We start from the raw sequence: 23,123 nt of genomic DNA, 5'->3' as shown, positions 1-23,123 counted from the left end.
TGGGGATGAGAAAAGCCCCGACTGATTAAAGTTTCACTTTATATGTTGAAGTACTTCTTTCAAACTTTTATCTTTCATACTTTCGATACGAAGGTGATGGTTTTCAAATTGTAAATTTCTTGTCACATCATTAGGTACGACGACACATTTTAATCCTGCTGCCACCGCTGCTTTCAATCCATTTAATGAATCTTCAAATACAACAGCTTCTGATGGTTCAATTCCTAATTCTTCTATCGCAACTTTATAAAGAGCTGGATCTGGTTTTACCTTCTCTACATCTTCTCGCGTTTTAATCACTTCAAAATAATCTCTAATTTGTAGCTCTTCTAAAAAACGAACGACCCACTCCCTAGATGAACTAGAGGCTAATGCGATTTTCAATCCAAGTTCTTTCGCTTCTTCTAAATATTCTTTTACCCCGTCACGCGCTTTTGGTATTTTCATTTTCTCTTTATGTAAAGTTGTTACTTTTCCCTTTAATGCATGCTCGTTAAATTTTTCTTTTAATTGCTCTTTTAAATATGCATAAAGCACTTCATCTGTCGTTCCAATACATTTCGCAAATTCCTCTAAAGGTAACTCGCCGCCGTATTCACGAACAGCATCTCTGAAAGAGTGAAACCATATTGTTTCTGTGTCCACAATTAATCCATCAAAATCAAAAATAATTGCTTTCATTATTCTCCCGTCCTTTTCGATTGAAATAAAAAAGGAAACGCCACACGTTCCCCTTAATTACTTTTCTCTTCATTTGCTTTTTGAACACCACGAAGTGTTTCTACTCGAACTTCATCTTGTTCAAAGTATTGTACTAAATCACCGATACGGTCAATTGATTCCCAACTTAAATGATGTTCAATTCCTTCTACATCATTATAAATTTTGCTTTCATCCACACCGATAATGCGCATGAACTGTTCTAACAATTCATGACGATATACGAGACGTTCTCCGATTTTTTTACCTTTTGATGTTAATACAAGCCCTCTATATTTTTCATAAATTAGATATTCGTCTTTGTCTAATTTTTGTACCATTTTTGTTACAGAGGATGGATGTACACTAAGCGCTTCAGCAATATCAGATACACGGGCATAACCCTTTTCATCAATCAACAAATAAATTTGTTCAATATAATCTTCCATACTAGGGGTAGGCATCGGTTTCCTCCATCCAATTTCATTTTGCTTATTCCGTGCGAAGCAATCAATAAAATGATACACCAGAAAGAATAACGTGACAAGGTGGAAACGAGCCTAAATATATAAAACAAAAAAAGAATCCAGATTCCCCTTATGTAAAATATTGAATTTCTGCATCGGGAAAATACTCATATATATAACCTCGTATTGTTTCTTCCAATACTTCTGCATCATCCTTTTGATATACATATTTCCCAATACCGTATCGTCCCCATTTATATTTCCGCTTCTCTTCATCCATTTCAAGTTTCGTATTCGGATAACGTTCTTGAATGACTTTTTTGGCTGGTTTCGTAAAACGATGTTGAATTAATTCGAACGTTAAATTTGGTATCGTCATGTCTTTTAATTCATTGTACAATCGTTCAAACAATTCACGGTACCCTTCTTCCCACCCTTCATGCATATAAATTGGCGCAACAATAAAGCCAAGAGGATAATTAGCCCCCGCTACTTTACGAGCAGCCTCAATTCGCTCTTCAAATGGCGATGTCCCTGGTTCAAAATTTTTAATCACATAACGTGAATTAATACTAAATCGAAAACGCGTTTTCCCATTATGCTTTGCATCTAATAAATGATCAACATGCGAATATTTCGTAACGAAACGTAAACGTCCATGTTCACTTTCTCCGATAAACTCTATCGCCCGCTTTAATGCATGTGTCAAATGATCAATTCCAACGATGTCTGATGTACACGCCGCTTCAAATCTTGTTATTTCAGGGGCCCTTTCATCCATATATTGCTTTGCCTTCTCAAAGATTTCATCTAGATTCACATACACCCTTACGTAAGGTTTGCTCCCAAGTGTCGTTTGCAAATAACAATAATGACAATGTCCCATACACCCTGTTGCAAGCGGAATTGCATATTCAGCTGAAGGTTTTGATGTATCGAACTTTAACGTCTTCCTCACCCCAACGACAAGTGTTGCTTTTGCATTACGATACTTTTGCAATTCATTTTCCCCTGGAAAATTTCTAATTTGATTGTGTGATGTCGTTTCACGAATTTCTAATCCCATCTTCGTAAACTTCTCATAAAGCTCTTTTCCAAGCGGATATTCGAGTGCCCTCGGTTCAAAGTAAACGAGTTTTGGCATAAATGGTTTCATGTGCTTCCCTTCTCTCGTTAGTATGGGAAGCACATGAAAATTAACACAGATTAAAGTTTTCCACTTCAGTAACTTGCGTTGCAAGTTACTGACTGTTATAATTTGGATAACAGCTACCTTGCAACGCAAGTTACCTGGATAAAAGGTGGTGAAATCATGCACAGCCAAATGTTAAAAGGTGTACTAGAAGGTTGCATTCTATATATCATTTCACAAGAAGAAGTGTACGGATATGAACTAAGTACAAAATTAAATAAACACGGCTTTACATTCGTAAGTGAAGGAAGCATCTATCCTTTATTGTTACGCATGCAAAAAGAGAAACTTATTGAAGGAACATTAAAAGCTTCCTCACTCGGTCCAAAACGAAAATATTATCACGTAACCGATAAAGGATTAGAACAACTTGAAGAATTTAAAAAAAGTTGGGGAATGGTTTCAACGACGGTAAACAACTTATTACAAGGGGAGTGATGGGGATGAAAGCTCAAGATATGATAGAACTAAACAACAGAAAACGCAAACTTCTAACACCTGAAAACGAAGCTGCTTATGGCGATATGCTAGTATATCTTCGGTTATCTAACGTACCTGAACATCAAGTAGAAGAACTATTATTAGAAATATTAGATCACCTCATCGAAGCACAAGCAGAAAATAAAAATGCTTATGATATTTTCGGAAATGATTTACGATCTTACTGCGATGAACTTATATCAGCTTTACCAACCCAAACAAAGCTAGAACAAACTTCTTTAATCGGTTTTGTTATTAGCTTACTTCTTGCTATACAGTTTGGAATAGATGCACTTGTTTCGACTTTCATTTTAATCTTCGGGAAGAATATCGAACAATTAAGCCCAGCTTTTAGCATCCCTGGAACCACTTTGTTCGTTTCACTTATTATACTAGGTATACTTTTCATTTTATATTTATTAAAGCGCTATTCCTTTGATCAAAAGATGAATTGGAAAAGAAGGATTCTATTTGGATTTGCATTTGCTACTCCATTTTGTTCAGCTGTATTTTTAAATGTCTATTTCAAAAAACAACCTTATCTCATTTATCATCTAACCTTTTGGCAAAACGCTTTAATCGCTATTCTATTTTATATTTTATATAAATTACTATACAAAAAATCAAATTTTTAACAGCCCTTCAAACGGCTGTTTTTCTTCTGTATAATTTTACAAATTGAAAAATTTCATAAAGAAAATAAGAAAAATGCAAAATAATTAAAGTTAATTGTTGACGTGATGCTTTTATTATCGGTATCATAAATCTTCGTGAGCAATTATTTTTCGTTATACGATTTTTTTATTATTACTGAATTTTTGAGAGGAGAAATTTGATGTCAGTTAAGAAGAAAACGCAAGTACGCACCGGCAAAATGGTACGTGAACTAATGTTAGCAGACGAAGATGTAAATGCTTCGCTAATTATGGTATATAGTGAAAACGGTGTAAACGCAGAAATTAAAATCGAGGGCTTAACGCCGAAATGTAACGAAGAATTATTTTTGAGCGGAAACGTGGATTGGAACAAGAGTGTTATTTATAAAATTGTTGATTTCACTGGGAACGCTGAGGTTGGTAAAGTTACATTAACAGCGATGAACAAAAATAATGTTTCTCTAGAAGTTGAACGCGTTATGTGGAGCAAAGAAAATAAAGAAGCTGCTGAGCAAGAAGAAACAGTTGTAGAAGCTACTCCGAAAAAAGAAGTAGTTGTAGAAGCTCCAAAAGCAGTTACACCTGCTCCAAAGCCTATTACGCGAGTAGAAACACCTGCTGCATCTAAACCTACTCCGGTACCAACGCCGAAGTCAGTAAGTGTTGAAGCAGCTATAGAACTATCTACTCCAGCACCTGTGAAAAAAGCAGTACCTACTCCAGTTACAAAGCAAGAGACAGCACTGGTTACTCCTATAAAACCGAAGCAACCTGCTTTGACTGAAACAAATACAAAACTACAAGAAAATTATGTTAAACTTGTGAAAAAGACAATTGAAGTTTGTCAAGATTACGAGCTTGGCATCGACATAGATGATTCTATTGAAGGATTAAAAAAAGAGCTACAAAGCCAAGGTATTAGCGTTACATTCGACAAAGAAATTATGGACGTTGTAAATCGCCTTCGTTCTTTACAAGATAAAGGAATCAAAGTAGAAAAAGTACTTAATTTACTATAAGAATAAGGAGATGGCGACCGCCATCTCCTTATTTTTTATAATTCCATTCATTACTTTCATACTTCTCTTTTGCTAAAGTTTGAACTTCATGAAGCTGTTCTTCTGTTAGTTCATACGGCACAAGCTCTATATCTAAACCTTTTTCAAATCCAGTTTCAAACGCTTTAATTAACTGTTCAATCGTAAATGTGCGGTCTGTTAATTCATTAATCGCTACCGCTTTAGAAGAAAACATGTTTTTCATACGCTCTTTTACTCGCTCATTTGGGAATAAAAATAAGTCGTATAACTCATCTAAATCTATTTCTAACGGAATAGAACCGTGTTGTAAGATAACACCTTTTTGACGTGTTTGGGCACTACCCGCGATTTTTCTTCCTTCAACTACAATCTCATACCAAGATGGCGCATCAAAACATACTCCTGAACGCGGATTTTTTAAATTCTCACGATCCGCTTCTGTTTTCGGAACTGCATAATACGCTTCTAATCCTAATGCCTTAAAACCGTCCAATAAGCCTTGCGAAATAATTCGGTATGCTTCTGTAACTGTTTTTGGCATATTCGGATGATCTTCAGACACAATAACACTGTACGTTAATTCTTTGTCATGTAGTACACCCCTGCCGCCTGTTTGACGACGAACGAATCCATATTTTTTTTCGTTAACTACATCCATATTTATATCTTTTTCAACACGCTGGAAATACCCGACTGTTAATGTTGGTACTTCCCATTCGTAAAAACGAATTGTTGGTGGCATTTTCTTTTCACTTTGCCAATTTAATAAACATTCATCTAACGCCATATTAAATGCTGGTGAACATTGACCAGAGTTAATATAACACCATTTTTCTTTTCCCATCCTGCACCTCATATAACCAATTATTTTTCACATTCTCTAGTCTACCAAATTCGACAAAATTTGTGAAAGAATACGAAATTTCTTCTTATATACAAATGAATCTGTTGCATAAATACATACGGGCATTATAATATTGAAAGTAGGATAAGAAAAAAGGAGCGATAGAATCGTGTCAACAAACTTGATTATTATACTAGCCGCAATTGCAGCATTCATCGGCTACACTGTATGGATGTATTTCTATCAGAAAAAATTAATTAAAACACTTTCAGAAGAAGAATTTCGCGCTGGCTACCGTAAAGCACAGCTTATCGATATTCGCGAAGCAGATGAATTTAACGCGGGACATATTTTAGGTGCGCGTAACATTCCATTATCACAAATTCGCCTTCGCCACAAAGAACTTCGCCAAGATCAACCGGTTTATTTATATTGCCAAAGCGGATTCCGTACAGGTCGTGCAGCTCAATACTTAAAAAAACAAGGCTACACAGATTTCTACCAATTAAAAGGTGGATTTAAATCTTGGTCAGGAAAAATTAAAAAGAAATAACATACAAAAACTAGCTGCACGATACAGCTAGTTTTTTATTCCATATTGTTCGCAATGTACAGTAGATTTTGTTTAATCACATCTTCATCTTTCTCATCTACATTACGATATAATAGCTGATATTCAATCCCCTTCTCTTTCCATATAAGCGTAGCAAATTCGTCCCCTCGCTCGTAATCATCCTTATTTTTAAAATAAGCAGGTGCTCCATTATTCAATTTCATTTGTTCTTGAAATCGATTTTCTTCTACGAGGTATGGAAAACTGTAAGAAAAGTTGGCCACTGTTAATTCTATATAATCGTGCCTTCCTTTCTCTTGTTGCTTATATTTAATCGTTAAGACAGCATTCTTCTTTCCCATCGTTCTTACCTCTCCCTGCACATCACTCGTAATGTCATAAGGTAAAAACGTTGGAACTTTAAACTTTGCCGGAAAATATTTTGGAAGTTCCTTTAGCGGAATCGGATCAGTAACACGGTCCTTAGCCCCTCCTGTTGTTCCTACAAATGTTTTTTCTTCTTGCATCGTTTGCTGAAATGAACATGAGCTAAGTATTACACTAGAAAACACGAAACAAATGATTCCTTTTTTCAATTTGTTTCCGCCCTTTCATACCGCTCTCTTAACGAGTGAAGCGTTTATACTCTCTACTATTCGCTTCGTTATCAAACGCCTCCTCCGAAAACTTTCCACGTTATTCTCACACATTCTGACAAAAATTCTTTGCAGACATACAAAAAAGACCCCACTATTCTTACGCCCAAATAAAAAGGTTACGCGAACAACAGAAGTCATGCTTATAACATAGATTGTGAAAAGCTTTTCAGGTCAAGATTTTTTTCATTCTTATTATTTTCCCCTTATAATTAAGGAAAGAGGTGATACATATGGCCAATATAAAACAAATTGCAAAAACTGCTGGTGTATCTATATCAACTGTTTCTCGTGTCCTTAATAATCATCCTTACGTAAAAGAAGAAAAGCGTAAGCGTGTTTTAGATGCAGTTGAAGAATTGAACTATGCAAAAAATATAAATGCTATCCATTTAATAAAGGGTAAAACATATACAATTGGCGTTATGCTACCTTTTATTAATCTTCCGTACTTTAGCACGATCATTGAAGGAATCGGAAACGAAGCGTTAGCAGCTGGATATCATATTAATTTATGCCAAACGAATTACGATAGTATTGAAGAAATTCGCGTTCTTGAAATGATGAAAATGAAACAATTTGACGGGATGATTATTTGCTCTCGCACGAGTTCATGGGAACAAATTGAACCGTTCGCAAAATTTGCCCCTATTATTTCATGTGAAAAAATGAACCATCCCCTCATTTCATCTGTCTATGTAGATCATTACGAAGGATTCCGCCTTGGTACTTCCTATTTACTCAGTAAAGGTCATGAAAAAATCGGCATTTGTTTAGCAAGAAAAACAAGTGTTAATTCAATCGAGCGTGAAAAAGCTTTCGCCGACACTCTCCGTCACGAAGGAAAAACAGTACACCCTGATTGGATTTTCCATCAATGTTATACGATGCAGGACGGGGCAAAAATACTTCATCGTATTTTAAACATGAAAAATCGTCCAACCGCTATTTTCACAGCGAACGATCAAGTAGCTGCTGGTTTATTAACAGAGGCAAAAAAACATGGCATTCGCATACCTGAAGACCTCGCTATCCTGGGATTTGATAACCATGAAATTTCAAAAGCATTAGAAATTACAACTATTGAGCATCCCGGGCTCACAATGGGATCACGTGCTTTTTCTTTATTTCATAAACAGATACAAAACGAACACATTATTGGAAACTCAGAAGAACTTTCATTCCATTTAATTGAGCGAAAAACAGTCTAGAAAAGAGTGCCAACCATAGCACTCTTTTTTCAGTTCTTCACCTATTGACTTTATATTTTTTATCTCATATAATGAACCTAACGAACGGTAGGTAGGGGATGAAAATGACAGCAAACCGCATTAAAGCTGTAGCACTTTCTCATTTCGCGCGCTACGGCTACGAAGGAACTTCATTAGCAAATATTGCTCAAGAAGTTGGGATTAAAAAACCATCGATTTACGCACACTTTAAAGGAAAAGAAGAGCTATATTTTACATGCTTAGAATCCGCTCTTCAAAAAGATTTACAAAGCTTCACTGACGATATCGAAAATTTTTCAAAATCGTCTACTGAAGAATTGCTAGTAAATCTGTTAAAAGGTTATGCAAAACGATTTGGTGAAAGTGAAGAATCAATGTTTTGGTTACGAACTTCTTATTTTCCGCCGGATGCATTTCGCGAACAAATTATTGATAAAGCGAATGTACACATTGAAAATGTCGGAAAACTTTTATTCCCTGTGTTTAAAAGAGCAAGCGAACAAGATGAACTGCATAACATTGAAGTAAAAGATGCTTTGGAGGCTTTTTTATGCTTACTTGACGGCCTTATGGTTGAACTACTATACGCAGGTTTAAATCGTTTTGAGACACGTTTAGAAGCTTCTTGGAAAGTATTTTGGCGCGGCCTTTCAAACTGACGGATTGCTCCTTTGCAATGCGTCGTTTTTAAGCCCTTTACCTAACGACTGGTAGGAAGGAGAAATGACATATGGCATGGATTTATGTAATCATAGCTGGTATTATTGAAATCTTTTGGGTTATTGGACTTAAAAAAGCGGAGGCACCACTTGAGTGGGCTGGTGTTGCTCTATTAATTACAATTAGTTTCGTCTTATTATTTAGAGCATATAAAGATTTACCTGTCGGCACTGTATACGCAGTCTTTACAGGAATTGGAGCTGGTGGAATCGTTCTTACAGAGATTTTCATCTTCGGAGAACCTTTCTCTATCGTAAAAGTATTATTAATCGGTTTAATCTTCTTCGGAGTAATTGGTTTAAAACGAGTAACAGAAGAAAAAGAAGCGAAGGAGGCCGCATAAAATGGCTTGGGTATTTTTAATTCTAGCTGGTATTTGTGAAATTGTTGGTGTACTCTTTATGAAAGTAGCCACTGAAAAGAAAGGCTGGGCACCAAAAGTTATTTTAATCGCTAACTTTGGCGTAAGCTTCTTCTTCTTATCTCTTGCAATGAACACATTACCGATGGGAACTGCTTACGCAATTTGGACTGGAATCGGAACTGCCGGAAGTGCACTTCTCGGTATTCTTATTTTCCGCGAGTCAGCGGATTGGCGTCGCCTTGCCTTCTTAAGCTGCATTCTGTGCGGCGCTGTTGGCTTAAAATTATTAGGCTAACGTGAGGTGAATGTCATGTGGAAAGAAAAAGGAAAACAAATCTTAGCATGGATTACACTCGGGATCGTCATTCTATTACAAATAAGTTTTCATATAATAGAATGGCTGTTTCATAAAATATTATCCATTCTTACATTCCTTCCTAACATGGCACTTGAAATTGCATCTATCGCTTGGTCAATTATTGTCTCCATTACAATCGTGATTATATGGAGTATCGCCAAGCTATGGAACAAGTTATTTAAAAAGGACAGTTCTTCTGAAAAGAAGTAACTGTCCTTTTTTATGTCTATTTAGATTTTCTATAGAAATTTGATGCGATAAGACAAAGCAAACCAACTATGACAACACTCATACCAATCCCTTTATGCAAAATAGGAAATAGCGGTGGTATATCCGAATAAAAATTTGCTATTATGAGACCAATTGAAAATAAAAGTACCCCAATTCTATATAACCACTTTCTTTTGTTCATCATTCTCCCTCCTAAAATTTTTCATATCCTTCTTTCTTTTGGACATACTACCTAAAAAAGGAGTGGGTTATATGCAAAATTCTATACATAAGCAGATCCTATTTTTATTTTTCCTCTTTCTCATTTTCGTTATCGTTTTCAGCTTTATATTACATACTCCGAAAGATGTGCCTAATAGCCTTTCTGTTTATAAACTTTTGCTCTCGTATTGCCGTTATTGAAGAAGGTGCCTTTTACGAGGCACCTTTTAAAATTCTCTCTTCTCATACAATTTCACTGAAACGAAGATAGATACTATGAACATGCAAATTGAACTAACGAATAACACGCTGTTATATAGCTGAATTTGTTCTAGGTTGATTTGAAAGAACATAGAACAGATTGCTGTCGGTGCTATTAGTATGAAAAGCGTAATAAAAATAGTTTTTTTATACGCTAACCAAAACGATATTGGTAAAACAAAGTTTAAATACACTAAAATAAAGCTAATACTAGCAACCGTTGTCGTTTCAATAAATTCAAATAGATTAACCCCATTCTTCATTCCCATCGTGAAACAACCGACCGTTACGCTTATAAAAAGAATAATAATTGCTACTATATATTTCGCAAATACAATTTGTTTTCTCAATATTGGTAAACTATTGACTATAACTTCACTCTCATTTTTACTATCTGCTTCAAATGTTTTTACTGTTGCCCCAATTGTAATAATTACTGACATAATTATGAATAGATTTTCCGTATCTGTTAAAGCCATATAAAAGAGAATAGGATAGAGTATGTACCAAATTAAAAATTTCCATTGAATGATGAAATCTTTTAAAATTAATTGCTTGATCATGTTTTACCCCTCCTAATATGAAAATGTCCCTTCTATAACTCTGCCTCCTGAAACATTGATATGACTATACTTACTAATACTCCGATACCAAGAACAATCATTGCTAGTGTAGCCTCTTGAGAGTGGAGTACTTTTAACATAATTGTTTTATCACCAAAAACATTGCACATAAGACCAATCATACCCATTAAAGGAAAAAGCATAATCACATTCAAGACAGTAATAGCTTTATATCCCCCAATGTAATTAGTAGGTATCGTTACTACACAATAAATTAAAGTTGCTACTATTGCTGAAAACACTGCATATCCGGGCATAACTATATCCCTGTCCAACAAAATATTTTTTAATATTACGACTATAAAAGTTGCACTCAAACCAGCCATAATAAATAATGTGCTTGAAATATATTTAGCTATAACTATCTCTTGTCTTGTTATAGGCAAACTCACTAATACTTTTTCTGCTTTACTTTTCTCGTCATAATAAAAAGAAATATATATAATCGTACTACATGTTATAAATAATCCTATTGCAATCCCCATTGGTTCGACGGAATTCTTAAAAATAGATAAAATGGGTATTAAAAAATAGAAAGGAAACATCTTCTTCTGTAAGAAAAACTCCTTCAAAATCAACTGTTGCATATGAATTCTCCTCTCTATAAATCACGCGTTTCATAAATTTTAATTGTAAGAAACATAGAAGCAATGTAAATACTAACTAATGTAATGAATCCAACTATAAATACACCAATATGCATAGGATTCATAATCCACTCAATGAATGAAAGTGCTGTTTCATTCAGCCCATCACTAATAAACATCCAAAAAATTACACCCACTCCCATTGATGCTGCTGATATTATACTTCTTACTACCTTCGATTTTGTACCGTAATAACTAGGGAAAAGTATCACAACAAAAAACAAGGCGTAAACAGCTCCATTGATTACTTCATACCATGGAATTTCAATGTATAGATTAGGATGATAGGCACCGATATCACCAATGACCACAATGCCTCTTATAAGAAAAACAACTAACATCGTAGAGAGTATGCCACCAACAATGAATATTGCACAGGAAATATATCTAGCAATGATGATATCCTTTCGGCTTACCGGTAAACTATTTATAACAATGTCACTTTTATTCCTTTCATCCATAAAGATTAACGTCATAACCGAGGAAAGGGTTATAAATAAACAACTCATCGGAAATAACAATTCACCACTTGGCTCTAACATAAATAACAAAAGAGGCATAACAAAATTCACTAACCACGTTACCCGAAAAAAGAACAAATCTTTATATATGAGCTGACGCATAGGCACCTCTCCCTTTCGCAGTGTAAACGATGATAGCATCTAATGTAGGATTTTCTAGTACGACCTCATTTCCAAACCAATCTATAATTGCTTGTTTATCCTTCGCTAAACCTTCGAAACCAAACTTATTTTTTCGTAATCCAACAAATAGCTCTTTTCCTTCTTGATCTAATAAATCATTACTTCCCTTTACGATTACGTAATTCTCCATTAATTCATCTTTCTCACCAGTAAATATAATTTCTCCATCGTTGATAAACGTAATATAATCCGCGATGCGCTCTAAGTCTGTTGTAATGTGTGTTGAGAATAATACAGATACTTCATCTTCCATTACAATCTCTTGCAGCATATCAAGTAATTCACTTCGAACAACTGGGTCTAATCCTGCTGTTGGTTCATCCATAATAATGAATTCCGCATGGTGTGAAAGTGCGATTGCAATCGCAAATTTCATTTTCATCCCTTTGGATAACTCTTTAATCTTTTTATACATTGGAACTTGTAATCTCTGCATATACGATTGATACTGCTTTTCGTCCCACTTTTTATATAACGGTGCAATAATCCGTTTCATTTGCTCACACGTTAAATCTTCGTAATAATGATTTTCATCATATACAAAACCAATATTTTGTTTTATTTCCTTTTCGGCTTTCTTATTGTCCTTACCAAAAATTTTTATATCACCGCTCTCTTTTCTGATTAAATTCATAATCATTTTGATCGTCGTACTTTTTCCAGCTCCATTCGGTCCGATAAATCCCATAATATATCCACGTGGCAATGTAAAACTTACATTTTTCACTGAGAAATCTTGATAAGTTTTACAAACGTTTTTTAGCTCTAACATCTCTTATTCCCCCTCATATAAACACGCAATCATCTGCTGTAAATCTTCAAGTGAAAGCTGCAACGCTTTACTTTCATTTACAACCTCTTCCACTTTACTTTCCAATAAACGAAGCCTTTGTTCTTTTAGTAGTTCATTATTTTTACGTGAAACATAAGTCCCTTTCCCAGCAACAGTTTCTATATATCCTTCTTTTTCAAGCTCCTCGTACGCACGCTTCGTTGTAATTACACTAATCTGTAATTCCTTCGCTAAGCTACGAATAGACGGTAATTGGTCTCCACCCTTTAAACCACCCTTTAAAATAAGCTGGCTTAATTGTTTTCTTATTTGCACATAAATAGGGTCTTGGGAAGAATTCGAAATAATAATATTCATGTTTTCCTCCAGTGTGTGTATATACTGTGTATACCTTATATATACAGTATATACACACCATCCTATTTTTGGCAAGAAAAAAAGACCAACATTTTCCTGTTGGTCTTTCGTATATGTATCACTTTTCAAAGCGATCTAACATTTCGTCTCTCATTCCGAAACTAACAACCGCAATTCCTACATACATAAAAAGAAGGAATGCTGGATGAACTGTATTGTACCAGCTGCTATCAACAATTAAATAAATCGTTAACGCCACAACAAGAACAAACGCTAAAATAAACATATAAAAGTGTCGTGTATTACCCATGATAAACTCCTCTCTTCTCTCTTCACCATTCAACAGTATATTGTATCGAATAATTCGATATGACTCAAGGTTAACTTTCTGTTATGTAATCAAGTTCTACCTTTACAATGTCCTCACACGCTATTGAAATGATTGTTCCTTGTTTATCAATCGCTGTCACTTCTCTATTATCCATTACACGGTGTGCTACTCTTTCTAACACTTTCCCTTGGTCTCGGTAACAAAATTCTTTTACATCTTTAATTGTTTCTCCATTTTCTAAATGGTATACCATTCTATAACATCGATATCCCACGCTTCCACCCCCGTCTTGCTCGTTTTTTCACATATACATAAAAATGAGTAATTTCTACCTCATCACATCTTCTTAATTTCAATAAAATTCTAACAAAAATAAATACTTTTATCAAACCGACTTTTTCAACAAAATCACCTATAAAACCGCATCTTTACAGCAATATGAAACAAAAAATATAAATTTTTAACATTTTTTTCATTCTAGCTGCACCAATGGTGCAAAAAAAAGAACCCGCATGTAGCGAGTTCTTTTTTTTCCAATCACACTTGTACAGGTGCTAGCTTTTCATAACGTAAAACTGGTTTACGAGCAGCCAATGTTTCATCTAAACGTTTTATTACTGTTGTATGTGGTGCCTCTTGTACAACTTCTGGATTTTCTTCTACCTCTTTAGCAATTTGAATCATCTTATCAATGAAACCATCTAATGTTTCTTTTGATTCTGTTTCTGTTGGCTCAATCATAATACATTCTTCCACATTTAATGGGAAGTAAATTGTTGGTGGATGGTAACCGAAATCAAGCAGACGTTTTGCAATATCTAATGTACGTACACCAAGTTTCTTTTGACGACGACCTGATAATACAAATTCATGCTTGCAATGTCTATCGAACGGAAGATCATAGAATGGTGCTAATCTTCTCATCATATAGTTCGCATTTAATACAGCATACTCAGTTACTGCACGCAAGCCATCTGGGCCCATAGAACGAATATATGTGTATGCACGAACGTTAATTCCGAAGTTACCATAGAATGGTTTCACACGCCCAATTGCTTCTGGACGATCATAGTTGAAGTGATAGCCATTTTCTGTTTTCTCTAAAATCGGTTTTGGTAAGTACGGAATTAAATCAGCTTTCACACCTACTGGACCAGAACCTGGGCCACCGCCGCCATGCGGACCTGTAAATGTTTTATGAAGATTTAAATGCACAACGTCAAATCCCATATCTCCTGGGCGTGCTTGGCTTAATACCGCATTTAAGTTTGCACCATCATAGTATAATTTACCGCCTGCGTTATGGACGATTTCTGCCATTTCTAAAATATTTTCTTCGAATAGGCCTAATGTATTTGGATTTGTTAACATAAGTGCTGCTGTTTCTTCGTTTACAACACGTTTTAAATCATCTAAGTCAACAAGACCATGTTCATTTGATTTCACCGTAATTGTTTCAAAACCAGCTACTGTTGCAGACGCCGGGTTTGTTCCGTGAGCAGAGTCAGGAACAATTACTTTCGTACGGTTAAAGTCACCGTTCGCTTCATGATATGCACGAATTAACATTAATCCTGTCCATTCTCCGTGTGCACCAGCTGCTGGTTGTAACGTAACAGTATCCATACCTGTAATTTCAATTAAATGTTCTTGTAAGTCATACATTAATTCCATTGCACCTTGCACTGTTTTTTCATCTTGAAGTGGATGAATATTTGCAAAGCCTGCGAAACGAGCTACGTTTTCATTAATTTTCGGATTATATTTCATCGTACAAGACCCAAGTGGATAGAATCCAGAATCCACACCGTGGTTACGGTTTGAAAGCGCTGTGTAATGGCGCATAATATCAAGTTCAGATACTTCTGGAAGCTCTGCATCTTCTACTCGAATATAATCACTCTCAAACACATCTTCTAATTTTACTTCTTCTACATCTAATTTGGGTAAGCTATATCCTACGCGTCCTTCTTTAGTCACTTCAAAAATAAGTGCTTGGTCTTGGTTCTTCATTGGATAGCCCCCATTTCGTTTACAAGTGTGTCAATTTCCTCTTTTGTACGAAGCTCTGTTACCGCTACAAGCATATGGTTTTCATGCTCTTTATAATCACGGCCTAGGTCGTAACCACCGATAATATTCTTTTGTATTAATACATCATTTATTTCTTTAACTGGACGTTTACAATCTACAACAAATTCATTAAAGAATGGTCCAGCGAACGTTACTGTGAAACCTTTCGCTTCAAATTGACGTTTTGCATATTGTGCTTTAGAAATGTTTTGACGTGCCATTTCTTTTACACCTTGTTTGCCAAGTGCCGTCATTGCAACAGAAGCTGCTAATGCATTTAACGCTTGGTTTGAACAAATGTTAGACGTCGCTTTATCACGACGAATATGCTGTTCACGTGCTTGTAACGTTAATACAAATCCACGTTTACCATCTGAATCTACAGTTTGTCCGACAAGACGTCCTGGAATTTTACGCATAAATGCTTTCGTTGTTGCAAAGTAACCACAGTGCGGTCCACCAAACTGCGTTGGGATACCGAATGGTTGTGCATCACCGATTACAACATCAGCACCGAATTTTCCTGGCGGTGTTAATGCGCCTAATGATAATGGATTTGAAGAAACGATAAATAATGATTTTTGTTGATGAACGATTTTTTCGATATCAGCTAACTTTTCCACTTGTCCGAAGAAGTTTGGATATTGAACGATTACACAAGCAACTGTATCATCTACTTCACTTTGTAATACTTCTAAATCTGTTACACCGTTTTTATGATCAATTTCAACAACTTCAAGATTTTGACCTTTTGCATATGTTTCAAGTACCGCTCTTGATTCTGGATGAACTGCCGCTGAAACAAGAATTTTCTTTTTGCGAGTATGACCAGCTGCTAGCATTGCTGCTTCAGCTAAAGCTGTACCTCCGTCATACATAGAAGAGTTTGCTACATCCATTCCTGTTAATTCACAAATCATTGTTTGGAATTCAAAAATTGCTTGTAATTCCCCTTGTGAAATTTCTGGTTGGTATGGTGTGTAAGCTGTATAAAACTCTGAACGAGAAATAACATGATCAACAATTACTGGAGCGTAATGATCGTATACACCTGCTCCTAAGAAAGAAGCATATTCTTTTAAATTAGCATTTTTACTAGCCATTTGAGATAACTCTTTTAACAGCTCTGGCTCTGATTTTGCTTCTTTAATTTTTAAATCCCCTTTAAAACGAACACTCTCTGGAATATCAGAGAATAACTCATCAATCGTTTGAACGCCGATTGTTTGTAACATTTCTTTTTTGTCTTCTTCTGTCATTGGAAGATAACGATGCAACATGAAATCTACCCCTCTCCCCGTTACTTTGAACGTTTATAAAATGGTGTTGGAACAACTACTGCTTTGACGCGTTTATTACGAATTTCAATTTCTACTTCTGTATCAACTGCTGCGTATTTTACATCAATTAGTGCTAAACCAATGCTTTTCTTTAACGTTGGAGATTGTGTACCACTCGTTACTTCCCCGATTTTTTCTTCTCCTATAAATACAGGGTAATGCGTACGAGGAATACCGCGTTCGATTACTTCGATGCCGACTAATTTACGAGATGCACCGTTTTCTTTTTGCTCTTTTAACGTTTCTTTTCCAAAGAAATCTGCTTCTTTATTTGGTTTTACCGCAAAGCCAATTCCCGCTTCAATCGGTGTAATATCTTTTGATAACTCTTGTCCGTATAACGGAAGTGTTGCTTCGAAGCGAAGTGTATCACGAGCACCTAAGCCACATGGTTTTAAGCCCTCTTCTGCTCCCACTTCAAGAAGTTTCTCCCAAAGTTTTGCTGCATCTTCACTCTTACAGTAAATTTCGAATCCATCTTCACCTGTGTAACCTGTACGAGATACAAGTGCAGGAATTCCATCTACAAGAATATTATTTTTAAATTTAAAGAACTTAATTTCTTTCAAATCTTCTGACACAACTTTTTGTAAAATGCCTTCTGCTTTTGGTCCTTGAATTGCAAGCTGCGCAACTTCACTAGAAACATTGACTACTTTCGCATCGCCAATTACATGGCTAGCTAACCATTCGTAATCTTTCTCGATATTTGATGCATTGATTACTAATAAATAGTCTTCTTCACCACGTTTGTAGATTAATAAGTCATCTACTGTGCCACCATTTTCATAGCACATAGCTGTATATTGTGCGCCCCCTACCTTTAAGGTAGATACGTCATTTGTAACAACACGTTGTAAAAATGCTAAACTATCTACACCTTTTACCTCTACTTCTCCCATATGAGATACATCGAACAAACCTGCTCCTGTACGTACAGCTTCATGTTCCTCTTTAATGCTTGAAAATTGAACTGGTAATTCCCAACCACCGAAGTCGACTGTTTTCCCACCATACTTCGCGTATACATCAAATAACGGTGTACGTTGTAATGTAATCATGCTCTTTCCCCCTTATGCTCTGACAAATCAATAAAAGTTGCTTCCCATATCTAAACATTTTCATTCTGAAAAGATAAGGTTATACGGAATCTCAGTATATTTTTTTATGAAAGCGTAAATAAAAAGTTACTTTCTTGGATAAAATACGAAAGATTCCACACATTTCACACCATTATCCTAACATTATTCGCTATATTTCATCAATATTCTAGCATAAAAAATAATTTAGAATTTTTCATTCTTAATCTTATTAAATACAAATTTTGAAATTTAGCCCTCTATCATTGCCTATTCTTTAACTTTTAGTAATTGTGATAGCGCCTTATTACGAGGCTTATAATAAAGATTTTTTTAATAATCACTTTAGTTTATAAAAGGTGGGAGAGTCTTAATGAATGTCGATATTTCCGTAGATCGAACGTGGCAAAATAATTTTTTAAAAAGAATTGATGAAGATGGTCCTTGGACAAATTGGGATTTATATCATTTAGCTTATAAAACAGAGAAATCGTTACTCGTCCCTACTTTTGATGGATTGCAAGCACCGAAACATTTATCACATTTCACGCCGCTTCCACATCAATTAGAGGTCGCTCAAAATGTCATTGAACAAATGAATGGTAAAGCGATTCTAGCAGATGAAGTTGGACTTGGAAAAACGATTGAAGCTGGACTTATTTTGAAAGAATATATGGTTCGAGGACTTGTAAAAAAGGTACTCATTCTCGTTCCAGCTTCTCTCGTATCTCAGTGGGCGTATGAACTAAACACAAAATTTTTTATTCCTGCGGTCGCTCAAAAGAAAAGTTATTCTTGGGAACAAGCTGATGTCATCGTTTCATCAATCGATACTGCGAAACGTTCACCGCATCGCGATATCGTTTTAAACCTAGAGTATGACCTTATTATTATCGATGAAGCACATAAACTAAAAAATAATAAAACAAAAAACTATGAATTTGCACAGCGATTAAAAAAGAAGTTTTGTTTATTACTAACTGCAACTCCTGTTCAAAATAAAATCGATGAAATCTTCAACCTCGTTTCTTTATTAAAACCAGGTCATTTAGGCAATCAATCTAATTTTGAAGAATATTACGCTTCCAAAAATCGTTCCACTGAATCAGATGAAGATTTAAAAGCTCTTATCAATAAAGTAATGGTTCGAAATAGACGCAATAACACTGGCATTGATTGGCCGAAGAGGCATGTACGAACAATCTTCGTTGAATTCAATGAAGAAGAACAAGCTTTGTATAATGAAATTGAAAATTGGCGTGGACAAGATGCCGTCACATCTGCTTTCTCATCCTTAACTTTAAAACGGGAAGCATGTAGTAGTCGTGAAGCTGTTTACTATTCACTAAAAAAACATGTAGAAAAAAGACAGAAAGAAAATGAGCACTACATAAAGGACCCACATATTGATGTGCTGATGGACAAAATTAATCATATTCCGTTCAACTCCAAAGCAAATAAAGCACTAGAGCTTATAAAAGAAGTTGACGATAAAGTCATTATCTTCACTGAATATAGAGCTTCACAAATGTATTTACAATGGTTCTTACAACAACATGGCATTTCCTCTGTTCCATTTCGCGGTGGATTTAAGCGCGGGAAGAAAGATTGGATGAAGGAGCTTTTCCAAAATCATGCCCAAGTATTAATTGCGACCGAAGCTGGTGGTGAAGGAATTAACTTACAATTTTGTAGCCATATGATTAATTACGACTTACCGTGGAATCCAATGCGACTCGAGCAAAGGATTGGACGTATTCACCGTCTTGGACAAAAAAATGATGTTCACATTTATAACTTAGCAACAAAGCACACTGTTGAAGAGCACATTTTAAAACTACTATATGAAAAAATTAATTTATTTGAACGTGTAATCGGTGAACTCGATGAAATTTTAACGAGAATCAACATGAAAAATATTGATGCGCATATTCAAGAAATTTTCGCGCAGTCAAAAAGCGAAGGTGAAATTCGAATCAAGATGGAAAATTTAACATCTATTATCGATTTTGCGAAGCGCAATGAAGCAGAGGTGCAGGACTATGCAGCAAAATGAAATTCATAATTACTTATATAACTTTTTTGAGGCGAATAACTGCGAAATTTTAGAACGTTCCCCTCACCTATTAGACGTGCAATTAACAATTGAAATGGATAAATTATTAATGAACCGCCCTTTCTATTGGCACTATCTTGAAAAAACAGGAGGCGTTCCGAACCCGATGCGCCTTACTCTTATTACAAATCCGGAAAACGAAGAAAACGACGGTGAACTTATTCATTACGGTTCACCCCGTTTGCATCAAATATTTGAAACAACAAAAGAACTAGGTTCATACATACGTTTATATGAGGAAGTGAAACATAGCGGGGCAACTCATACCCCCCTTCATCCTTGGCTTGGTGTAAATATAAAAGTATCTTATCAATGCGACCGAAAAAAAGACATACTTCATTCCATCGGTATTCATCTTATTTCCGGGACAATGATTGCAAACTTTCATGACACTTTAGCAGAGATCAAACTCACACCGAAAATACCTGACTTTTGTTTTACCCTCTCACCTATCAGTAAGCCACAAAGTGGCTTACAGCGTATAGAGGATGCTTTAAAAAGTATAATCGCTGAAGATGACCACACGTGGGCAAAAGAAGCGAGAGTGCGTTGGAATCACGATTTAGACCTTTTAAATCGATTTTACGAAGATAGCGATGAACTTCCAGAAAGCTATGAAATTGAAAAGCAAGCATTACAAGAACAATACGAACCACGCATTACAATACAAATTATAAACGGTGGTCTCTTTTATGTTACCGCAAATCATTTTCTATCTTAAAGAAAGCTCCTTCAGATTGAAGGAGCTTTCTTTTAAGATATGTTCCCAGCCTATTCTCTATCTTCATTACGCTCTTGCTGTTTTTTCTCTGTCATACGTTTCTGATATGCACGATCCTTTGCACTTACATGGTTTGCATCAGTTGGAAGATTCTCTTTTGAACGACCAATTCCATTACTCATCTTTTTCGCCTCCTTTTTGCATGTTTCAAAATGCATCTTTATTTTCAGCTAGAGGCACAATCCTTATACAAAAAAATAAGAGCAGCCAGTAGCTGCTCTTACTCATTCACGTATTTTTGAAACATATCATGGATGCCTTGATTTACGAGGTTCGAGATCTGTTCGTCAGATTTATTCGGATAACGATCACGTAATCTGATAGATGCCTTCACCATTAAATTTTCTAATACAGAACGGCCACCTTCTCCATAAATAATTTCAGCATACTTAACCAGTCTTCCATCCTCTAATGTTGCTGGATTATGATTGAAGAAAAATTTACTCATTGTCTCCACCTCTCTTTTGATAACGTTTACATTTATATAGATTATTTATGTTATTTATTTCACAATATTGTATGCATGTATATTTAATTAGTTTCATTATAAAGTAACATATCAATAGTAAATATGTGATTTTCCATCCATTTTGTGAACAAATCAAAAATGAAAGCGTTTCCTTTATTATATACTAAAAAAACTTACTACGCTAGGGACAATTTTTTTAATCTACTAATCATCTACTTTTCTTTTTTTTATTAAACTTTATACAATTTTCAGAAATTATATTATAAAATATATGTATGACTTAAGGAGGATTTGTATGAATCAAAATAAAAAAGCTATATTAGATCTTGTCTTTTATCTCGTATTCCCATTCCTCATTTGGAAATTTGCAAAACCTTATATCGATCCTTATTACGCAATGTTAATTTCCTCTGTTCCGGGGATTATTTATACACTGTATACCTTTAAAAAAGAAAAACAGTTTAACGTTACAGGGTTCTTTATTTTAATTACACTCATTTCTAATACAACGGTAGACTTAATATCTGGATCAGCGGAACGAATGCTATGGAATGATGCATATTATCATATCGTACTTGGCTGCATCGTTATATGTACAATCTTTATAAAAAAACCACTTATGTTATATTTCGCAGCGGATATTTCAGCACTGCAAGGTCATGATCGTGATAAAAGTCGTGAGCTTTATCGTGATAGTCGTATATATCCAGCACTGCAATATTTAACACTATTTTTCGGCCTTCAATTTATATTAAAAAGCTTCTTGAAAATCTATTTCATCTCTGTTTTCGGTGTAGATGGATATGGTGAAATGAGAGCTATTATGACCGCTGTTGGCTGGGGTATTTCTATTTGCATCGGAATAGGGTTTGTATGGGTAAATAATAAGATACATGCGGTTACTGAAGAAAAAGAATCTGTGCAACAATAAATAAAGATCCCCTAGCAGCTTGTTGCACTAGGGGGATCTTTATTTTGCCAGACATATTACGAAAAAGTTAGTTTGATTTTTTTCTTTTATTTTTTACATTTCGATAAAACAAAGCAGCGCTCAGTGGCATAACACCAAACCATTTATTTAAGAATGGCTCTTTCTCCGCGCGACGTTGTTGTTTCTGTTGTTTTCGATCCTCTTTTGGAGCATCCATATATGACACAAATTGCTGTGTCACAAAGCGTACATAATCATTAGTAGACATATTATCATCACCTCTACTTGATTAGTATGTCCACTTTTTTATTCATTAATCTTTTGCTTTAATTCATTCATAATTTGCTTTACCGACTTATTTGTCGTATCGATATGAATATCAGCCTCTTCATAATAAGCTCGGCGCGATTCAAATTTCGTTATAAATGCATCTATATCTTTCTTCTGAAATAGTGGACGTGTCGTATCTTCACGAAGCCTTTCTGCAATTACATGTGGATCGCAATATAAATACACAACAGTTCCATTTTCCTTCATCCACTTTCGATTTTCCGCTCGTTCAATAATCCCTCCACCCGTTGTAATAATTACATTCTGAACCGGTAGTGAACGTAACATTTCACTTTCATATTCCCGAAAAGCCATTTCGCCTTCTTCGGCAAAAATATCACGAATTGCCTTCTCTTGCTTCTCTTCAATTTTTTGGTCTGTATCTACAACATCCATATGAAGTTCTTTACTTAACACTTTTCCAATTGTTGTTTTCCCGGCTCCCATATAGCCAGTTATGTATATAGATTTCATTTTCGTTCCTCTCAATCATCCGTTATTATTTGTTATTATAACGAAAGATGTTACTTTATTTAATAAAAAAACGTTTTGTTCTTCTTATGCTATGAAGAACAAAACGTAACATACTCACTAT

At 35.2% G+C, this 23,123-nt stretch carries 32 protein-coding genes and 1 pseudogene; 13 read left to right on the top strand and 20 right to left on the bottom strand.

Annotated elements, in window-relative coordinates; all coding sequences use genetic code 11:
• Positions 1-33 precede the first annotated feature (33 nt).
• The 3 genes from MHH66_RS05750 to splB form a co-directional block, all read right to left on the bottom strand.
• The gene (locus MHH66_RS05750) at positions 34-681 is read right to left on the bottom strand and encodes an HAD family hydrolase (protein WP_078184425.1); all 648 of its coding nucleotides are present in this window, start codon (positions 679-681) and stop codon (positions 34-36) included.
• A gap of 53 nt (positions 682-734) precedes the next feature.
• Positions 735-1,163, bottom strand: coding sequence for a transcriptional regulator MntR (gene mntR / locus MHH66_RS05745; RefSeq protein ID WP_001143080.1), 429 nt, complete (start codon positions 1,161-1,163; stop codon positions 735-737).
• 133 nt (positions 1,164-1,296) lie between these two features.
• Complete coding sequence (splB, locus tag MHH66_RS05740; protein WP_002067092.1) at positions 1,297-2,322, bottom strand: spore photoproduct lyase; 1,026 nt, start codon at positions 2,320-2,322, stop codon at positions 1,297-1,299.
• 156 nt (positions 2,323-2,478) lie between these two features.
• Here splB and MHH66_RS05735 point away from each other — a divergent pair, with 156 nt between their 5' ends.
• From MHH66_RS05735 to MHH66_RS05725, 3 genes are all read left to right on the top strand, one after another.
• Entirely contained in the window at positions 2,479-2,796 is a 318-nt protein-coding gene (locus tag MHH66_RS05735; RefSeq protein ID WP_000556081.1) for a PadR family transcriptional regulator, read from the top strand.
• Positions 2,797-2,801: 5 nt separating this feature from the next.
• Positions 2,802-3,473 carry a DUF1129 family protein gene (locus MHH66_RS05730; RefSeq protein WP_078184479.1) on the top strand — a complete coding sequence of 224 codons (672 nt, stop codon included), beginning with the start codon at positions 2,802-2,804 and terminating at the stop codon, positions 3,471-3,473.
• 200 nt (positions 3,474-3,673) lie between these two features.
• Positions 3,674-4,513: a hypothetical protein gene (locus MHH66_RS05725; protein ID WP_078184426.1), complete on the top strand. Its 840-nt coding sequence runs from the start codon at positions 3,674-3,676 to the stop codon at positions 4,511-4,513.
• Between the two features lie 28 nt (positions 4,514-4,541).
• Here MHH66_RS05725 and MHH66_RS05720 read toward each other — a convergent pair whose 3' ends face one another.
• Complete coding sequence (locus MHH66_RS05720) at positions 4,542-5,378, bottom strand: lipoate--protein ligase family protein (RefSeq protein ID WP_002033999.1); 837 nt, start codon at positions 5,376-5,378, stop codon at positions 4,542-4,544.
• Between the two features lie 169 nt (positions 5,379-5,547).
• Here MHH66_RS05720 and MHH66_RS05715 point away from each other — a divergent pair, with 169 nt between their 5' ends.
• Positions 5,548-5,931: a rhodanese-like domain-containing protein gene (locus MHH66_RS05715; RefSeq protein ID WP_002034000.1), complete on the top strand. Its 384-nt coding sequence runs from the start codon at positions 5,548-5,550 to the stop codon at positions 5,929-5,931.
• 35 nt (positions 5,932-5,966) lie between these two features.
• On the opposite strand, the gene MHH66_RS05710 is transcribed toward MHH66_RS05715, so the two are convergent.
• Entirely contained in the window at positions 5,967-6,503 is a 537-nt protein-coding gene (locus tag MHH66_RS05710; protein WP_016100627.1) for a hypothetical protein, read from the bottom strand.
• A gap of 317 nt (positions 6,504-6,820) precedes the next feature.
• Here MHH66_RS05710 and MHH66_RS05705 point away from each other — a divergent pair, with 317 nt between their 5' ends.
• From MHH66_RS05705 to MHH66_RS05685, 5 genes are all read left to right on the top strand, one after another.
• Positions 6,821-7,798, top strand: coding sequence for a LacI family DNA-binding transcriptional regulator (locus MHH66_RS05705; RefSeq protein ID WP_002034002.1), 978 nt, complete (start codon positions 6,821-6,823; stop codon positions 7,796-7,798).
• Positions 7,799-7,896: 98 nt separating this feature from the next.
• Entirely contained in the window at positions 7,897-8,478 is a 582-nt protein-coding gene (locus MHH66_RS05700; protein ID WP_002034003.1) for a TetR/AcrR family transcriptional regulator, read from the top strand.
• Between the two features lie 71 nt (positions 8,479-8,549).
• On the top strand, positions 8,550-8,882 hold the full coding sequence (locus MHH66_RS05695) for a DMT family transporter (protein WP_000312339.1): 333 nt from the start codon (positions 8,550-8,552) through the stop codon (positions 8,880-8,882).
• 1 nt (position 8,883) lies between these two features.
• Complete coding sequence (locus MHH66_RS05690; protein WP_002015033.1) at positions 8,884-9,198, top strand: DMT family transporter; 315 nt, start codon at positions 8,884-8,886, stop codon at positions 9,196-9,198.
• 15 nt (positions 9,199-9,213) lie between these two features.
• Positions 9,214-9,471: a DUF3975 family protein gene (locus tag MHH66_RS05685; protein ID WP_063218909.1), complete on the top strand. Its 258-nt coding sequence runs from the start codon at positions 9,214-9,216 to the stop codon at positions 9,469-9,471.
• Positions 9,472-9,487: 16 nt separating this feature from the next.
• Here MHH66_RS05685 and MHH66_RS05680 read toward each other — a convergent pair whose 3' ends face one another.
• The 11 genes from MHH66_RS05680 to gcvT form a co-directional block, all read right to left on the bottom strand.
• Positions 9,488-9,673, bottom strand: coding sequence for a hypothetical protein (locus MHH66_RS05680; RefSeq protein ID WP_063218908.1), 186 nt, complete (start codon positions 9,671-9,673; stop codon positions 9,488-9,490).
• Between the two features lie 247 nt (positions 9,674-9,920).
• Positions 9,921-10,517, bottom strand: a complete 597-nt coding sequence (locus MHH66_RS05675; RefSeq protein WP_078184427.1) for an ABC-2 transporter permease — start codon at positions 10,515-10,517, stop codon at positions 9,921-9,923.
• Between the two features lie 32 nt (positions 10,518-10,549).
• Positions 10,550-11,164: an ABC-2 transporter permease gene (locus MHH66_RS05670; protein ID WP_078184428.1), complete on the bottom strand. Its 615-nt coding sequence runs from the start codon at positions 11,162-11,164 to the stop codon at positions 10,550-10,552.
• 14 nt (positions 11,165-11,178) lie between these two features.
• Positions 11,179-11,847, bottom strand: coding sequence for an ABC-2 transporter permease (locus MHH66_RS05665; protein ID WP_063218906.1), 669 nt, complete (start codon positions 11,845-11,847; stop codon positions 11,179-11,181).
• The gene (locus MHH66_RS05660) at positions 11,828-12,700 is read right to left on the bottom strand and encodes an ABC transporter ATP-binding protein (RefSeq protein ID WP_063218905.1); all 873 of its coding nucleotides are present in this window, start codon (positions 12,698-12,700) and stop codon (positions 11,828-11,830) included. Before MHH66_RS05660 ends, MHH66_RS05665 begins: the two co-directional genes overlap by 20 nt.
• A 3-nt stretch (positions 12,701-12,703) precedes the next feature.
• Entirely contained in the window at positions 12,704-13,078 is a 375-nt protein-coding gene (locus MHH66_RS05655) for a GntR family transcriptional regulator (protein WP_063218904.1), read from the bottom strand.
• A gap of 118 nt (positions 13,079-13,196) precedes the next feature.
• On the bottom strand, positions 13,197-13,388 hold the full coding sequence (locus tag MHH66_RS05650; protein ID WP_002088608.1) for a hypothetical protein: 192 nt from the start codon (positions 13,386-13,388) through the stop codon (positions 13,197-13,199).
• Positions 13,389-13,458: 70 nt separating this feature from the next.
• Positions 13,459-13,662, bottom strand: coding sequence for a DUF3929 family protein (locus tag MHH66_RS05645; protein ID WP_000262495.1), 204 nt, complete (start codon positions 13,660-13,662; stop codon positions 13,459-13,461).
• Positions 13,663-13,946: 284 nt separating this feature from the next.
• Positions 13,947-15,422 carry an aminomethyl-transferring glycine dehydrogenase subunit 2 gene (gcvPB, locus tag MHH66_RS05640; protein ID WP_002122485.1) on the bottom strand — a complete coding sequence of 492 codons (1,476 nt, stop codon included), beginning with the start codon at positions 15,420-15,422 and terminating at the stop codon, positions 13,947-13,949.
• Positions 15,419-16,762, bottom strand: coding sequence for an aminomethyl-transferring glycine dehydrogenase subunit 1 (gene gcvPA / locus MHH66_RS05635; protein ID WP_002015020.1), 1,344 nt, complete (start codon positions 16,760-16,762; stop codon positions 15,419-15,421). Before gcvPA ends, gcvPB begins: the two co-directional genes overlap by 4 nt.
• Before the next feature lie 20 nt (positions 16,763-16,782).
• Positions 16,783-17,883: a glycine cleavage system aminomethyltransferase GcvT gene (gcvT, locus tag MHH66_RS05630; RefSeq protein WP_002034013.1), complete on the bottom strand. Its 1,101-nt coding sequence runs from the start codon at positions 17,881-17,883 to the stop codon at positions 16,783-16,785.
• 391 nt (positions 17,884-18,274) lie between these two features.
• Between gcvT and MHH66_RS05625 the strand changes: the two genes are divergently transcribed.
• Together MHH66_RS05625 and MHH66_RS05620 are read left to right on the top strand one after the other, a co-directional pair.
• On the top strand, positions 18,275-19,957 hold the full coding sequence (locus MHH66_RS05625; protein ID WP_002015016.1) for a DEAD/DEAH box helicase: 1,683 nt from the start codon (positions 18,275-18,277) through the stop codon (positions 19,955-19,957).
• Complete coding sequence (locus MHH66_RS05620) at positions 19,944-20,738, top strand: YqhG family protein (protein WP_078184429.1); 795 nt, start codon at positions 19,944-19,946, stop codon at positions 20,736-20,738. Before MHH66_RS05625 ends, MHH66_RS05620 begins: the two co-directional genes overlap by 14 nt.
• A 50-nt stretch (positions 20,739-20,788) precedes the next feature.
• On the opposite strand, the gene MHH66_RS05615 is transcribed toward MHH66_RS05620, so the two are convergent.
• On the bottom strand, positions 20,789-20,920 hold the full coding sequence (locus MHH66_RS05615) for a hypothetical protein (RefSeq protein WP_002088613.1): 132 nt from the start codon (positions 20,918-20,920) through the stop codon (positions 20,789-20,791).
• A gap of 98 nt (positions 20,921-21,018) precedes the next feature.
• A complete protein-coding gene (locus MHH66_RS05610; RefSeq protein WP_000032698.1) occupies positions 21,019-21,246 on the bottom strand; it encodes a hypothetical protein in 228 nt (75 codons plus the stop codon).
• 71 nt (positions 21,247-21,317) lie between these two features.
• Here MHH66_RS05610 and MHH66_RS05605 point away from each other — a divergent pair.
• Positions 21,318-21,434, top strand: a pseudogene (locus MHH66_RS05605) (GTP pyrophosphokinase).
• Between the two features lie 128 nt (positions 21,435-21,562).
• Positions 21,563-22,198, top strand: a complete 636-nt coding sequence (locus MHH66_RS05600; protein WP_002015010.1) for a VC0807 family protein — start codon at positions 21,563-21,565, stop codon at positions 22,196-22,198.
• Positions 22,199-22,265: 67 nt separating this feature from the next.
• On the opposite strand, the gene MHH66_RS05595 is transcribed toward MHH66_RS05600, so the two are convergent.
• Positions 22,266-22,466: a YqzE family protein gene (locus tag MHH66_RS05595; protein WP_078184430.1), complete on the bottom strand. Its 201-nt coding sequence runs from the start codon at positions 22,464-22,466 to the stop codon at positions 22,266-22,268.
• 38 nt (positions 22,467-22,504) lie between these two features.
• Positions 22,505-23,002, bottom strand: a complete 498-nt coding sequence (locus MHH66_RS05590) for a shikimate kinase (protein WP_002129082.1) — start codon at positions 23,000-23,002, stop codon at positions 22,505-22,507.
• Positions 23,003-23,123: the final 121 nt, after the last annotated feature.

The organism is Bacillus sp. FSL H8-0492 (assembly GCF_038006145.1).
GTDB classification, from domain to species: Bacteria; Bacillota; Bacilli; order Bacillales; family Bacillaceae_G; genus Bacillus_A; species Bacillus_A mycoides.
The sequence above is the reverse complement of the archived record's forward strand: the minus strand, read 5'-3'. Positions and strand labels throughout refer to the sequence as shown.